Origin of the sequence: Paenibacillus sp. HB172176, assembly GCF_011947265.1 — a bacterium.
Classification (GTDB): Bacteria; Bacillota; Bacilli; order Paenibacillales; family Paenibacillaceae; genus Pristimantibacillus.
In genome coordinates this window covers 20,035-35,582 of sequence record NZ_JAATHD010000029.1, presented here as the reverse complement: position 1 = coordinate 35,582, position 15,548 = coordinate 20,035, and the positions used below count along the sequence as shown (strand labels likewise).

The 15,548-nt window shown below is 51.0% G+C and carries 8 protein-coding genes; 6 read left to right on the top strand and 2 right to left on the bottom strand.

Going from position 1 to position 15,548, the window contains the following annotated elements; genetic code table 11:
• Positions 1-58: 58 nt before the first annotated feature.
• Positions 59-1,555, bottom strand: a complete 1,497-nt coding sequence (locus HFP08_RS25250) for a VanW family protein (protein ID WP_168123409.1) — start codon at positions 1,553-1,555, stop codon at positions 59-61.
• Between the two features lie 272 nt (positions 1,556-1,827).
• Between HFP08_RS25250 and ftsE the strand changes: the two genes are divergently transcribed.
• The 5 genes from ftsE to HFP08_RS25225 all read left to right on the top strand — a co-directional run bounded on the left by ftsE (position 1,828) and on the right by HFP08_RS25225 (position 7,710).
• Complete coding sequence (ftsE, locus tag HFP08_RS25245; RefSeq protein WP_168123408.1) at positions 1,828-2,514, top strand: cell division ATP-binding protein FtsE; 687 nt, start codon at positions 1,828-1,830, stop codon at positions 2,512-2,514.
• A complete protein-coding gene (ftsX, locus tag HFP08_RS25240; RefSeq protein WP_168123407.1) occupies positions 2,504-3,421 on the top strand; it encodes a permease-like cell division protein FtsX in 918 nt (305 codons plus the stop codon). Before ftsE ends, ftsX begins: the two co-directional genes overlap by 11 nt.
• A gap of 13 nt (positions 3,422-3,434) precedes the next feature.
• Positions 3,435-4,661: a murein hydrolase activator EnvC family protein gene (locus HFP08_RS25235; RefSeq protein ID WP_168123406.1), complete on the top strand. Its 1,227-nt coding sequence runs from the start codon at positions 3,435-3,437 to the stop codon at positions 4,659-4,661.
• Between the two features lie 182 nt (positions 4,662-4,843).
• Positions 4,844-6,298 carry a S41 family peptidase gene (locus HFP08_RS25230; RefSeq protein WP_481856613.1) on the top strand — a complete coding sequence of 485 codons (1,455 nt, stop codon included), beginning with the start codon at positions 4,844-4,846 and terminating at the stop codon, positions 6,296-6,298.
• 86 nt (positions 6,299-6,384) lie between these two features.
• The gene (locus tag HFP08_RS25225; protein WP_240941864.1) at positions 6,385-7,710 is read left to right on the top strand and encodes a PDZ domain-containing protein; all 1,326 of its coding nucleotides are present in this window, start codon (positions 6,385-6,387) and stop codon (positions 7,708-7,710) included.
• Positions 7,711-7,883: 173 nt separating this feature from the next.
• On the opposite strand, the gene HFP08_RS25220 is transcribed toward HFP08_RS25225, so the two are convergent.
• Complete coding sequence (locus HFP08_RS25220) at positions 7,884-13,952, bottom strand: SdrD B-like domain-containing protein (protein ID WP_168123404.1); 6,069 nt, start codon at positions 13,950-13,952, stop codon at positions 7,884-7,886.
• Between the two features lie 312 nt (positions 13,953-14,264).
• Here HFP08_RS25220 and HFP08_RS25215 point away from each other — a divergent pair, with 312 nt between their 5' ends.
• Positions 14,265-15,431 carry a response regulator gene (locus HFP08_RS25215; protein WP_168123403.1) on the top strand — a complete coding sequence of 389 codons (1,167 nt, stop codon included), beginning with the start codon at positions 14,265-14,267 and terminating at the stop codon, positions 15,429-15,431.
• The last annotated feature ends 117 nt before the right edge of the window (positions 15,432-15,548 follow it).

Sequence of the window (15,548 nt, the reverse complement as noted above, 5' to 3'; positions counted from 1 at the left end):
GTGCGGCCCATATCGACTGTAGATTGCAGGCGATGATGGGTCATACGGTCTTTTTGCGCTAGATGCCATCCTCCACAATCCGCCGTTTCGAATTGGGTGTCAGAGAGGGTTTTGGCGTGGAGTTAAGCGATGATGGACCTACCTCGATGACAGTGGGCTGCGCTTTGTACGTGTCATGGGAGATTCGCTCGCGCGAGACTTCCTTTCCGTCGATTGATTTGATGCGGTACGTATCCACGATGAAGCCGGGTTTGCCTTGCTTAAGCAACGCCTGACCGCCGACAGGGAGCCCATCGTTCACCCTTTGCTCGACGCTCGGGGCGACGGCATTCTTCGTGAGAGACACGATGTCATAGCTTACATTTTCCGGGATAGAGCCGAACAGCTTGACTGTCAACGTCCGATTCTTTACTTCGGTGCGGATAAGCAGATAGCTGTCTGTGGAGTTGCGGAATTTGAAATCGATCGCGCCGGTTGCATAGGTTGCGTCGTAGCCAAGAGGCAGATAGGGCACGGGCAAAGAATGGTTGCGCCGTTCGACAATATCGAGGCCGGCTCTTAGCGCGGCTTGGTACAGGGTGCTGGATACCTGACAGATGCCGCCGCCGATGCCCGGACTTAGCCTGCCGTTCAATATGACGGGAGCTTCGCGATAGCTGTATTGCTTCTCGGCGGATTCGATTAATTTGCTATAGGAGAAGATTTCGCCGGGGGCCAGCAGCCAGTCATTCAGAGCCTGAGCGGTGACGGTCACATTATAGGCCCTTCCTTCGGCGCTCGTTGCGAAGCTCGTCGTGTAGGACATAATTTTGCGATCAATGCCCTCCCCAAGCAGCTTCTGGAGCGTAACCGCAGGCTCGACGACTTTAATTAGCAGATTGTCCTTGTAGACTCGCTCGCCGTCTGTCAGTGTTAATCCGCTCTGTTCCGGCTGCACCATCATCCAACGGTCCAATCGCTCCATCATAGGCTGAAGCCGCAGGCGGTACGCATTCGTATGCTCCGTGTAGGAGATGTTGTCGTTCTCGTCGATCTTCCGCTCGGCATCGACGGCTTTCTGCCGTTCGATCCAGCTCCATTTCTTGCGTATGGCCGTTTGGAACAGATCCTTGTTCCAGCTCTGAGATAAGGCGAGGCTTCTCGGGAATGCGTTCCGATATCGGACGCGCTCCCATAGACTGCCCTCTTTCAAGCGTAATAAAGCCTCCTTCAGTCCTATGAACTCTCCTCGGTAACCGAGCTCTTCCGCTGTCCAGTGAAGGCTCTGACCGTCCAAACGCGCAGACAAATCTCCAGACGCGGAAGGCTCTGTTTTAATGAATACAGTTCTCTCCCGCAGCGAAATCTCATACTGATTCAGCAAATCAATCGCCTCGTCGATCCTCATGCCCCCGATATTCATCCTGCCCGCATGAACTCCGCTCGGGACGACGTCCTGAGAGGCGTATTTCCATAGCACAGTCAACATTAAAGCGCATAGGAAAAGGAGAATAAGCGACATTCCGAGCAGAAGTTTTCTCCATCTTTGCTGAAAAATTTTTTTTGCTCTATTCATTTCTGACACATCCGTTCACATGGAAATGGAGGTTCTTCGTCCTGATCAGCACAATGGCCAAATAGCAGAAATGGATGGAAATTTGCATAAGAGCCCGTCCTTCATCTATATGCAGTAGTCGCTCCAAATTTGTCCATACGCATAACGAGAGATTATTCGACAAAATCACGGAATATGAGAATTGTGAAAATAGAAGAAACCGCGCCATACTTGAAGGATTTCGCCATACGATGTCGAAATACTAGAACTGACTACATACAGGATGTGATACTGTGATCGAAATGCACGACATATGGAAAACGTACGTTGACGGCACTCATGCCCTTCGCGGCGTTTCGGTTCGAATAGATCGTAATGAATTTGTTTATCTCGTCGGACCGTCCGGAGCAGGGAAGTCGACGTTTATGAAGTTGATTTATCGGGAGGAGGTCCCGTCCAAGGGACAAATTTCCGTGAACGGCTTTAATATTGGCAAGCTGAAGCCTCGCAAAATTCCTTTTATCCGAAGAAATATCGGTGTTATCTTTCAGGATTTCAGGCTTCTGCCCAAGCTGACCGTGTTCGAAAATGTCGCCTTTGCGATGGAGGTTATCGAAGCTCCCCGCAAGATCATGAAGAAGCGGACAATGGAGGTACTCGATCTTGTCGGCTTGAAGCATAAGCATAACAGCCTGCCTTCGCAGTTATCCGGCGGTGAACAGCAGCGGGTATCGATTGCAAGAGCAATCGTTAACAATCCATCTGTTATCGTCGCGGATGAACCGACGGGGAATCTGGATCCGGAAACGTCGATTGGTATTATGAATCTCCTGGAGGAGATTAATTTCAGAGGATCGACCATCGTCATGGCGACCCACAACAGGGATATCGTGAATTCGATGCGCAAGCGAGTCATCGCGATTGAGAACGGGCTTGTGGTGCGCGACGAGGCAAGAGGGGAGTACGGCTATGAAGCTTAGCACGATACTCCGGCATATGCGGGAAGGCGCCAAGAACATTATACGAAACGGCTGGATGTCCTTTGCTTCGATGAGCTCGATCTTTATCTCTCTCTTTATACTTGGCATCTTCGTTCTGCTCGCCATGAATGTGAATGATATGGCCGATCAGATCGAGAGCAAGGTGCAGATTCGCGTCTATATGCAGACAGACGCGCCGGACGAGAAGGTCACGGAGCTGCAGAATAAGATTGGAAGTCTGCCTGAGGTGAGCAAGGTTATCTACGTGTCCAAGGAAGAGGGGCTCAGCATTCTTCGCGATGCGATGGGCGAGGAGAACGGAGATTGGCTTGAGGGTTATACGAACGAGAATAATCCGCTGCCGGTTTCCTTGACGGTAGAGGTTTATGATCCGCAGACCGTCGAGAGCGTTGCCGATCAGATCGATACGATCAACAAGGCGGACGGAACCAATCCGATTGAACGCGTGAAATACGGACAAGGCACGGTCGAGACGTTATTCAAGGTGACGAATGCGGTTCGAAATATCGGCTTCGTCGTGGTGATCGGACTTGCCGTAACGGCGATGTTCCTCATCTCCAACACGATCAAGATGACGATTATCGCCAGAAGACGCGAGATCGGGATTATGAAGCTGGTAGGCGCGACGAACGCGTTTATCCGTTGGCCGTTTTTTATCGAAGGGGCGCTTATCGGCATTATCTCTTCCGTTGTAACGGCGGCGGTCGTCATGTTCTGTTATGCGCAAATTATTGATCTGACCAAGCTGGACTTGTCGCTTATGATGATAACGCTTGTGCCGCTCAAGGAAGCGAGTCTGACATCGGGCGCTTTGATCATCATCATCGGAACGCTTATCGGGATTTGGGGCAGCACCATCTCTGTACGAAAGTATCTGAAAGTGTAGGGGGCAACGCGATATGAAGAAAATCAGTGTAGTGCTAATTATCGCCTTATTGGCGGCTGTGATGACGATAAGACCGGGCGACAGCGGCTCGCAAGCGGAAGCCTCCTCGCTCTCGGATATCGAGAAGCAGATCGCTGCAGCAAATCAGCAGATGAAGGATGCGCAGAAGAAAGCGGCAGAGGCTCAGGAGCAGGCTTCCGCGAACAAGAATCAGCAGCAGGATCTTACGCTGAAGAAGGAAGACTTGCAGAAGCAGATTACGGCGATGATCGCGGAAATCGACAAGGTCGGCAACGCGATGCAGGAGAAGCAAGCCGAGAAGGAAGCGAAGGAAGCCGAGCTGGTGAAGACCGGCGAAGAGCTGGATGCCGCGGTGAAGCGGGTCGAAGAACGCGACGCGTTGCTTCAATCCCGAATGAGACTCATGTATTCGAACGGCTTCGTCTCCTACATGGATGTGCTGCTCAGCGCGAACAGCTTCAGCGACTTTCTGGATCGCTTCGACGCGCTTCAGACCATTCTGAACACGGACAAGGATGTTCTGGAGGAGCATAAGAAGGACAAGGCGCTCGTAGAAGAGAAGAAAGAGCAGGTGGAGACACAGCTGGCAGACGTGAAGGAAATCTACAATGAGCTTCAATTACAGCAAGCGGATATGGTGAAGAAGGAGTCCGAGAAGGAAGTGCTAGTTGCCAGCTATAATGCGAGCATTGACAAGCTGGGCGAGGATATCGATCATCTGGAGGATATTACCGAGGAGCAGCAGAAGGTTGTTATCGCGCTGGCCGCGAAAAAATCGAAGCTTGAAGCGGAGAAGAACCGGATCAAGAATCCTTACTCTGGCGGTACACTGGCGTTTCCGCTCAAGGCCAGCTACCGGGTCAGCTCGAATTTCGGTATGCGCGTTCATCCTATTACGGGCGTGAAGAAGCTTCATACCGGTATCGATCTGGCTGTGCCTCAAGGCACATCGGTCTATGCCGCCGAAGCGGGCATCGTCATTATGTCGCAATGGACAAGCGGCTACGGCAACTGTATTATTATCGATCATGGCAACGGTTTATGGACGCTCTATGCGCATCTGAAGACGAACGGACTGCTCGTGGAAGAGGGTGATTCGGTGAAACGCGGAGATCTTATTGCCAAGTCGGGGAATACCGGCGATTCGACCGGCCCGCATTTGCATTTCGAAGTGCGCAAGAACGAGGTTGCCGTCAACCCTACAGGCTATTTGAAATAGATTTTTCCATAAAATTGAATAATTGCAGCACATACAAGGCAGCCTGTATACTAGGCTGCCTTCGTATACTTTCAAGCAGTTCCCTTGCTCTAATGGATGAGTAGTAAATAATTGTATGCTGCTTGTCATATACTAATTTGGTGTTTTGCAGCGGGAAATCAATTAAGGTGGTGTGCGGGTTGATCTTTAAAGGAAGAACGGTATTTACATTTGTCTTGCTTACGATGATCGCGAGCGTCCTTGTGACATTAACAGTAGCAGACCAATTGATTCAGCCGAATGATCATTCCGCTTCCGTCGTCGCTGCGGCGGCCGACGGACAGGATGATGTCAAGCTTCAAGGGGATGAGCTCGACAAATTGAATGCAGTGCTGGAGCTTATCGAGACGAAGTTCTATAAGGATGTGGATCGCGACGAGCTGATTGACGGCGCTGTCAGCGGTATGATGGAAGCGCTGGACGATCCTTATTCGGTCTATATGGAGAAGGATGTCGCGCAGCATTTCTCGGAAACGATTGAGGGCTCGTTCACGGGCATAGGAGCCGAGGTGACGATCGAGAACGGCAAAATTGTCGTCGTCTCTCCAATCAAAGGCTCTCCTGCAGAGCGCTCCGGCATGCTTGCGAAGGATACGCTGCTCTCCGTGAACGGAGACAGCCTGGATGGTCTGAATCTGCAAGAGGCCGTCGCCAAGATTAGAGGGCCGAAGGGCACGAAGGTGAAGCTGCAGGTGCAGCGTTCAGGCTTCTCGGACCCCATTCAGCTTGTGCTGATTCGCGACGACATCGATCTGGAGACGGTTTATGCCGCGCTCCGTCCAGATGGCGTAGGCGTCATATCGATTACCCAGTTCTCGCTGAATACGGCGGCCAGGTTCAAGGAAGAGCTCGCCAGACTGGAGGGCGAGGGCATGAAGGGCCTGGTTATCGACGTGCGCAACGATCCGGGCGGCGTGCTGCCGGTTGTGATCGATATCGCCCAGCTCATGATGAAGGAAGGCTCGACAGTCGTTCAAGTCGAGGACAGAAGCGGCAATCGGGAGAAGACGGTGGCGAAGGGCGGCGAACAGAAAGCGTATGGGATTGCGGTTCTAACGAACAAGGGAAGCGCGTCCGCATCGGAAATTCTGGCGGGAGCGCTGCAGGAAGCCGCAGGAGCGACTGTAGTCGGAGAGCAATCCTTCGGCAAAGGTACTGTGCAGGTCAGCTATAACAAAGCGCTTGGTGACGGCAGTCTGGTGAAGATGACCATCGCGAAGTGGCTGACGCCGAACGGCAATTGGATTCACGGCAAAGGCATCACGCCGAACGTGAAGGTCGATCCTCCGGATTTGTATACGGTGGCCCGGCTCAATTTGACCGAGACGCTGAAGCAAGACAGTATGAGCGAGGTTGTGCGCAGCGCGCAAATTATGCTTCAAGGTTTGGGCTACGAATTGGACCGCGAAGACGGGTATTATGATGCGGTTACCGCTGCAGCCGTACGCAAATTCCAGGCGGATAACAGCTTGACGGTTACAGGTGAAATTGATGAAAAGACGGCGGAGTCGATCGAGCAGACGGTCATTAAGTGGATACAGAACAAGGATAATGACATCCAGCTTCAGAAGGCGGTAGATATTGTCAGCAGGAAATAAGCTTTTGTTGTCGAATGGTTAAGAGGTTGGCTTCGCGCGGCGAAGTCGGCCTCTTTTTTTGCAAACCTCAAGAAGGGGTGTTGGTATTGGAAACGGTTCAATCTGTGTTGGGGCTGCTGGGAGACGCGGTTGTCCAGTTGGCTCTACAGCCATTCTATTATATAGCTGTTCTTTTCATTATTTTGCAATATCGCAGACAAATAAGTCTGGAGAGGAAATTGTTCGCCGTCAAGCTGCACGACACGATGGGACTTGTGCTCAGAGCCCTGCTGAGTGGTCTTCTCATCGGGCTTGGCGCCTCTATTGTCGGGGCATTCGTCGGGGCAGCATTAACCGCTGACGCCGTTCTGTGGCTTTGGGTCATTGCGGTCGTTCTGATGCTGGTACGCATACGGTATCTCTGCTTCGCCTACAGCGCTGGAATCATTACATTGCTTCAGTGGGGAGCGGGATTCACGTCGCTTGCAGATCGAGACGATTGGCTTGGTTCTCTGGCAAGCTCATTAGCCGACATCGATGCCGCTGGACTTCTGCTGCTCGTTGCTCTTCTACACCTTGCTGAAGCCGTTCTGGTATCTTGGCAGGGCACGCAGCTGTCGACGCCGCTCTTCCTGGAGGGCAAGCGGGGCAAGTTGATTGGCGGTTATATGCTGCAAGGCTTCTGGCCGGTTCCACTCTTTCTGTTCGTGCCGATTGCGGGGACAGGACAGGAGGGAGGCGCAGATCAAGCTTCGGCGCTCCATGCAACCTGGCATACCTTGTTTCAGGGAGGCGGATCACAAGGCTGGACGATCTTGGCATTGCCGATGATTATCGGGTTCACGGAGCTCACAAGATCGATGCTGCCGAAGGCGAAAGCGAAGCATGCCGCCAAGGGACTGATGCTCTACAGCATTCTTCTCGCAGGGGCTTCATTGCTAGCGTGGTGGCAATCAGCAACGCTTCCGCTAGCGGCCCTCCTCTCCATCGTGCTTCATGAAGCCATTACATGGCGCAGCAGCATTGTTGAGTCAAGCAGACAGCCGATGTACGTGCATGACGAACGCGGCTTGAAGCTTCTCGGCGTGGTGCCGGGGACACCGGCAGAAGCTATGGGACTCAGTGCCGGCGAAATTCTCTATAAGGTGAACGGTATGAAGGTGAGCTCGAAGGAGGAGCTTTACGAGGCGCTTCTGCTCAATTCGGCCTTTTGCAAGCTGGAGGTGCTTAACAATGATGGAGAACCTAAATTCGCTCAGCGCGCCCGTTATGCCGGGGAGCATCATCAATTGGGCGTTATTCTGGCGCCGGATGAACAGGCGAATTATTATGCGGCAAGCGGACCGTCCTCGCTTATCCAATTGCTTAAGGGCCGAAGAGCCTCGCATCGCAGAGACAGTACGGCGCCGGCCGAGGGGCAGATTGAAGGTTGAGATCAATGGGCATCGCTTTATAGGCATGGAATGAACAGGCATCGAAGGAGTTTGTATGCAACGAACGGTGACAGCAGCTAAAGGAGACAGCAACGAAAAGAGACAGCTTGTCCTAGTCGAACCGACTAAGACAAGCTGTCTCTTCATTTTTGTCATTAAGCAACAGTTTGTGGCTAGCTTCTGTTGGACTTCTTCCTTCTGCCTGTTGCGACGAGCAGACCGCCGCCAATTAGAACGATACCCAGGGCGTACAGAAGCGAGTAATCGCGTTCCCCGGTCTTAGGGAGCTTGTCGACATCCGGAGATATGGCCCCATTGCCTAGAGGAATCTCTTCCACATCAATATCAAACCAGATTTCTTCTTCCTCGCCATTCTCGTCCTTCACGATAATCGAGAATTCGTCGTTGCCTGTATAACCCGGATCAGGCTTGTAGATGACCTTGCCGTCCGGCGTTGTCGTAACTTCACCATGTCCCGGAGGCGTGCCGATATCTGTCGTACCGCCCGGCGGTACATCGACCTCCAACTCAATCGGAGTATCCTCCGGCGTTTTCCCCGGCTTCGGTGTCGAAGTTGGGGAGATGCTTGGCGCAGGCGACTCGATTCCAGAGGATGCTCCTGGAGAAGGCGTTGGCGCAGGTGTTGCCGAAGACGTCGGTGTTGGCGTCGGTGTCATGCCCGGTGATTCCTCCGGTCCTGCTGAAGGAGTCTCGGAAGGAGATGGCAATGGAATATAAGGGATGAAATAGAACCCTTGATCAATCGTCATATCCTCCCAAACCGTTGCGTCGCCGATTCGAATCACTTCAGTCAGGCCATCAAAGGTGATGTTGGAATCCTCTGCGGCAGCCACTCCTGAAGCCCCCGCTTTTGTCCAAACATAGCCTCCCGGCTTCTCGAAGCTGACATAATAATCGCCGGCTGTCAAATGATCGAACAGATAATAGCCAGACTTGCCGTTCTTATCCGCTGTTACAGTTGTTGCGATTATATGCTTGCTGGAATCGTAAAGCTTCACGGTAAGACCGTTGCGTCCGAATTTCTCATCATCATCCTGCTTGCCGTTATAGTTCACATCCTGCCATACATAGTTGCCGATTTGGCCTTTGCGCACCAGACCGAAATCGATCGTCGGATCATGCCAGCCCTTCGGCCCGGCTGCGTCTATAACAATGGCGGAAGTGAAGCCGGATGCATCGACGCTGTTGGAATCAAGCTCATCGGCTCCCGAACCGCTGCCTTGCTCTGCAGTTGTTGTTTCATAGTTTGAATCAAACAAAATTTGCACATAATAAGTGCCGCTTGCGAGATTATCAAATTCATAGTAACCAGGCTTGCCGCCAGGACCGTTAGCCGTCACCGTCTCGGCATAAGCGTCGCCCGATTTGCTGTCTTTGTACAGCTTAACCGTGAAGCCGTTCAAGCCTTCAGATGCCGGCTCGTCCTGTATGCCGTTGCGATTGCGATCCAGCCATACATAATTGCCAATCGTGCCTTGAGCAGTCAGACCCAGATCGATGCTCGGATTCACCCAGCCGAATGGCGTAGCCATTTCACTGATTGTGATAGGGCCGGTAATGTTATCGGCATCAAGCGCATTCGAGCCAACCTGTGAATCGCTGTCCGTTTCCGCCGTTGTCAGGTTGTACTGCGAATCATAGTCGAATTTCACATAATACGTCCCTTGCGGCAGCTCTGTGAAGCTGTAATAGCCAGGCAGTCCGCCTTCCGTTTTGGTCACATCCGTTTTATATGGCGTACCTGTCGGCGTGTCCCTGTACAGATAGACATTAACGCCGTTAATGCCATGCTCGGAGCCTTCATCCTGAACGCCGTTCCAGTTCCGGTCATGCCATACATAGTTGCCGATCGCGCCCTTGCCGGAGAAGCCAAGGTCGATCGTGAGATCCGACCAAGGATTGAGTCCGCCGATTGGAATCGCATTTTGGGTCAAGCCCTTGTTTGGACCTGTCTCAAAAATGCTGTTCGAATCATTCGAGCTGGAGGAGCCGGCTGATTCGGATTTCGCAAGATCATAGATGCTTGGCGTCTGGAATTTCACATAATAGTTGCCTTCCACCAAATGATCGAATAGATAATAACCATTGCTGTCGGTATATTGCGTAGCCACAAGCGTCAAGCTGCTTGGCGAGGCCCCTTCATAAAGCTTCACTTCAATGTTCGCAATTCCCGGCTCGCCGCTGTCCTGAATGCCGTCGTCATTCGTATCGAACCATACATAGTCGCCAAGCTTGCCTTTGCCTTGGAGCCCCAGATCGATGGTATGGTTAACCCACTTGTCCGGGCCGCCGATTACAATCTTGTCAGTCACATTCGAAGCATCCGTCACATTGGAGCCAAGTCCGGAAGTTGGCAGAGCTTCTTCTCCTGTTTTTATATAGCTGCTCGGAACGGTGAACTGAACATAATAGTCGCCGCCAAGCAGTTGATCGAACAGATAATAGCCTGGCTTGCTGTCAACTGGGTCATCCCCTGTTGTCGTTCTGGCGATCTCCGTGCGAACGCCTCCCGTTTCCTTGAACAGAATAACCTCAATACCGTTGAGGCCTGTCTCGGAAGCGTCTTGAAGACCGTCGCGATCCCAGTCCAGCCATACATAATCGCCGATTTCGCCCTTGGCGACCAGCCCAAGGTCAATACTCAGATCTTCGAAGTTATTGCTCCGATCAAGAGTAATAACAGCCGTTTTGTTCTCGGAATACAGTGGATTAGAATCCACTGTCGGTTGCCCAGCAACATTTTGCGTTGGCTCATAATCGTCTGGATATTCAAATTGAACAACATAGTTGCCCGGAATCAATTCATCGAACAAATAATAGCCATCTTTACCGGCATTCGTTGCCGTCGTTGTTGTTTTGAATACCGTCGTTTCGCCTTCCTTATACAGATTGACGGTAACGCCGTTAATGCCGACTTCACCAGCATCCTGGATGCCGTCGCGGTCGAGATCGAACCACACATAGTTGCCAAGTTTGCTTTTGTGAGTATTCGTAAGTGTAATCTCTTGCTCCGTTGTTGAATTGATGACAATGTCGTGCACCGTCGAATCGAGCAAATAGCCGTTCGGTGCTGTAACCTCAACCAATTCATATTGGTCGAAAGGCAGATCGGAGAAGACAACCTCACCGTTCACATCGGTCGTTTTGGTCTCTACATAGGTGCCGCCGAACTTGGACTTGATTTTGAATGACGCGCCAGCCAGTTTGATCGAGCCGTCATCCCCTGCCACCTTCGTCAGCTTCAAGCTTCCTTGATAGTCTGCGCTGGAAGGGAAGGTGAAGCCTGAACCTGAATTTTTAGTGACCGAGAACTGATGCTCCGTTGACGTACTGACCACATGCTTCTGAGTGGCGCTGAAATCATAATGATTTTCGGTCTGAGGTGTGACGCCGTATGCGAGCAAGGATTGATACGTGAGCCTGTAGGCAGCTTCGATTTCCCCATTGATATCGCCGTCAATCGATAACGTGAACATCTCAAGATGCTGAGCAGTGTCCGGATCCGCGCTAAACGTAATCGTATAATCGGACGGATCAACGGTTGTAAAGGTGAAATGACTATCCTGTGTCGGATTTGGCCGATTAGGAACGGCCTTCTCAAGCTTGAAGGATTCGTGAGCGAGCGTCTGATATTGGTCTGGTTTGTCCACGATCACGACATCGCTTAGCTTCGACTGGCTTCTGTTGATCCATAAGGTCCAGTTCGCGAGACGCATGGCCGATGGATCCTGCTCGAAGCTCTTTTTCAGATACTCATCGCCGTAAGGCAGATTAACGGTTTTCTCAAGCGTGGCCGTATAGCCATTGGTGCTTGTGAACAAAGCCGTATTGTCGATATGATGCGGGACGAGCTTGTCCTCCAGTGTTGTCTTGTAAGAAATCAGATGCGGTCCCGAAATTGTTGGTGATGAGAAGCTGATGGTGAGAACGGGATCGGATCCGCTTGTATCATAGTTTAACGTATAGTCGGTGTCTTTGATAAGCGTTGCCACTTCCGACAAATTGCCATTGGCGTCTGCAGACAAGGACATCTGCTTCACGACAAGAGTTCCTGGGACCAGCTCTTGTCCGGACTCCAGCGTATCCGTAACAACGGCATCTTGAACAGATTCATTATGATAATTGAACAGCACATTCCAGCTTAACGTTTTGTCCGTCGCATCGTAACTGCCGTCCTTATAACCGTTGTAACGGGTATAGTCGTTCGGCGTTACGGTATGGGATGCGTTTTGATTGCCCGCAGTGCCGATTATTGTTGTACCGTCGCTGGCAACAATTTGATTCCAACTGAACTTCCCTGAATTCTGGAAGTTATAATTACTCTCAGTCCAAGGGTTTGTTGGCTTGTACTTGTCATAATCGAATGTTGTTCGATAGGTAATCGTAAGCTTCTTGTTGAAATCATAACTGTTATTGAACGTAATCGTAAAACCTGATTCAAGAGAAGTATACGTTCCGTCATAATTTGTTTGAACGGTATAATCGATACCTTCGGTAAGCGTTGCTCCTCCAGCCTCCTTGATGGCAAGCGTTCCAGGTAAAAGCGTCAATCCGCGGTTCGAGAAAGTATCCTCCAAGGTCAATGGAGTACCCGCGTCTCCTTTGAACCAATAACCGTTTTCGTTGAGTGTAATATTCCATTCGATTTCCTTGTTGCTGTAATCGACAATGCTTCCGCCCTTGGAGATGACTTGTTGTTGATAATTAACGGTGGACGTTTTGTTCCCGGTATATCCGGTCGCCGAGATCGTATTCGTACCACTCCCATTGGAGGTAATCGGAGCATTGTCCTTAGATTCCGTAGCATACGTTATCTTGTAGGCATGCGTAATAGTACCATTAAGCGTTAGATCGAAGGAAGTGCCGTTGTCGTTTAAAGTATACTGACCAGCCGCGACGCCCTCGGAAAGCGTAGTAATGACATCACCAGCTCCGCCGGTAGAGTTGACCTCAACGGATTCAACTGTCAAGGTGCCCGGCACGAAATGATGCCCCGCAGGCAGTGTATCGGTCAACGTGGGACCTGATTCTTCCAGCTCGCCGAAATTGTATAGCACTTCCCAGGTTACGCGATGGTTATTCGCCGCATCGTATCCGCTGTTGCTCTTGCGCAGCATTTGCCCGCGCTGCACGCTCAGCGATGCGCTGTCATCATCTTTCACCGATGCGCCATCCAGCAATTGAGCGGTATTCGTTATCGTTGTCGGCGTTTCGCTGAGCGGCGCATCGCTCTTCACCTTAGTCTTGTATGTAACGCGATAAGCCGATTGCGTCACGCCAAGATTGATGGCGAATTGCCCGGGCGTTGTCAGGTCCAGCGCATAGTCCGCTGGATCAACTAGCGAGCCCTGCGTAATGCTTCCGTTCATGCTGACATTCAGATTATAGACCTTTAACGTGCTCGGATCGAGTTCGACCTCGGACGGCCAGCTGTCTTGAATAATGGCTTGTCCCATGCTCGCGAGATTCGTATTGGCATCGATCGTCCAGTAGATTTCGGAGGTATTAACCGTTCGGTCTACGCCTCCAATGCCCTGCGAAGTATCAAGTCTCTTGTCAATATTGGGCGAGGAGCCTTGCAAGTCAACCGGAATATTAACCGTCAAATTGGCGGAACCGCTAATGGGAATGTTCACAACGATCTCGTTGTTGACGATTTCCGTTGCTTCCTCCAGCCAGGCTTCGATCACTAGGCCGCCTTGCAGCTTAAGTGCGTCGGTCTGCTTATTGAAAGTGATGGTGATCTGTTTCGTCGTTTTGTTCACGCTGAAGCTTCCTGCTGTATCGAGAGGAACATTGTCAATGTCATTTTTAATCATGAATGCGTCCGGCAGATTGAAGGTATAAGTTCCGCCATCCGCAGCCTGGTCCGCCGTAATCTCCCAGTTGTAGGCTAATGTGAATGGATAATCGGCTGCTCCGAGACTGGTCTCGAAGTCGTTCGTATAGCTGACAAGCGATCCGCTGTCATAATAGACGGCTGCGGTTACGGAATTGCAGCTTGTCCTGTCGGTAAAGCAATTTTGAAGATCCGCTTGGGGAATATCTTGCCCGTTTATCAACAGCACCTGCTTGATTACATTGCTGCTGTTGTCGACGGCTTCGGCAGACGTATGCGGCAGCATACCGCCCCAGAACATTGTCTGCAGCAAGAGCAGAAGAGATATCGCAAGCGCGACGTTTTTCCTGGATAAATGAAACCAGTTAATCAAAACTTTCATACTACCATTCCTCTCAATCGCAATAATTCAATGCCTTCGGCGCGGGGATGCGCGCGTTTCCGATCAAAATTAGGCAAATATACCCATTTATTTATAGGTATATAATCCCACGACGACTACATTATACAGCCAATATGGCATAATGAATAGAGTATATCGAAGAGTTCTAGACAAAATCTGAACATTTTTTGTCGAAGGGGATTAAATTGTCGAATAGGACGGAAATTTCGTAAATCTCTACAACTTTTTACAGCAAACGACCGTAAATAATAGAATAGACTCTTCCAAAGAGAATGACGCGCGAGGTGGTAGATGATGAGAATCATGCTTGTGGATGATGAAAGACTGGCACTTGAGCTGCTCGAAATAAAGCTTCGGCAAATCGCTGGGAAGCGAGGAATAAATTTCTTTATGTCATCCTATCTATCGGCGCAAGCTGCGATCTCGTCTGTCGATGAACAGCAGCCCGATATTGTGTTCATGGATATTCATATGCCCGAAATTTCCGGTATTCAAGCCGCGGAAATCCTTCAGGAGCGCTGTCCCGGCACCAAAATCGTATTTTTGACGGCTTATGACGATTATGCCGTTAAGGCGTTTGAACTGCAGGCCGTTGATTATCTGATGAAGCCGTTGCAGTCGGGACGATTGGAGAAAACCATTGACCGGCTCATCGAACAGCACCGAATCAGGCTCTCGGACAAAGCCAAACAAGAAGAAAAAGCCGTCAGCCAAATTTATAGCTTTAAAGGAATTCGGTTCAGCTCGAAGGGCGGAACGCCGATTGCCGGAGCCTGGAGAACCGCGAAAGCTCAGGAACTGTTCGCCTATTTGCTGCACAAACGCGGCGAGGCGGTTCACAAATCGGCACTGACCGAGCTTTTGCTGCCGGATTTAGAGGAGAAACGCGCTCTTACCCAGCTCTATACGTATATCTATCAAATTCGGCAAACGCTGCAGAAGGTGGGCATTTCGGTTACCATTCGCAGCTCTTCCATACAGGAGAGCTACACGCTTGAGCTTGGGGAAGATGTTGTGATGGAAATGGATGAATGGGAGAACGATCTCGTAAAAGCCGGAAGGGGCGGACAGGCGACGCATGGCCGCATGCGAGATTTGCTGGAGGCTTACCGGGGCGATTATCTTTCGGATTACGACTATGTGTGGGCGGAGGGCGAGCGGGAGCGGCTTCGCCAGCTTTGGATGGCCTATGCGCGAAGGTGGATACAGCACGAATGGAGCAGAGAGAAGCATGCGGAAGCTTTGCCGCTGCTGGAGCGTCTGCAAGCCATGGATCCTTATCAGGAACAGGAATGTCTTGCCCTGCTGCAGCTGTACGATAAGCTGGGACAGTTCGACAAAACGATTGCGCATTACGGACAAATTCGTTCTCGATTCAATGAAGAGCTTGGGTTGCCGGTTCCGGCGGCAATCGATGATTGGTACAAGCAAAGGATGATAGAATCGCGGCGCAAGTAAGAACCTGCTTCGGGATGCGCTGCGGGATGCAACTCGTCATTGCAACGAAGAGCGTGAACCGTTATAATGAAACGAGACATGAGAACACATATTCTTATTTTCTCAGATGGGCTTGAA

Excerpts from the sequence above, each read along its gene's own strand:
- HFP08_RS25220 (WP_168123404.1), bottom strand. The coding sequence starts at position 13,952 with ATGAAAGTTTTGATTAACTGGTTTCATTTATCCAGGAAAAACGTCGCG.
- HFP08_RS25215 (WP_168123403.1), top strand. The coding sequence starts at position 14,265 with ATGATGAGAATCATGCTTGTGGATGATGAAAGACTGGCACTTGAGCTG.
- HFP08_RS25235 (WP_168123406.1), top strand. The coding sequence starts at position 3,435 with ATGAAGAAAATCAGTGTAGTGCTAATTATCGCCTTATTGGCGGCTGTG.
- ftsX (WP_168123407.1), top strand. The coding sequence starts at position 2,504 with ATGAAGCTTAGCACGATACTCCGGCATATGCGGGAAGGCGCCAAGAAC.
- HFP08_RS25250 (WP_168123409.1), bottom strand. The coding sequence starts at position 1,555 with ATGAATAGAGCAAAAAAAATTTTTCAGCAAAGATGGAGAAAACTTCTG.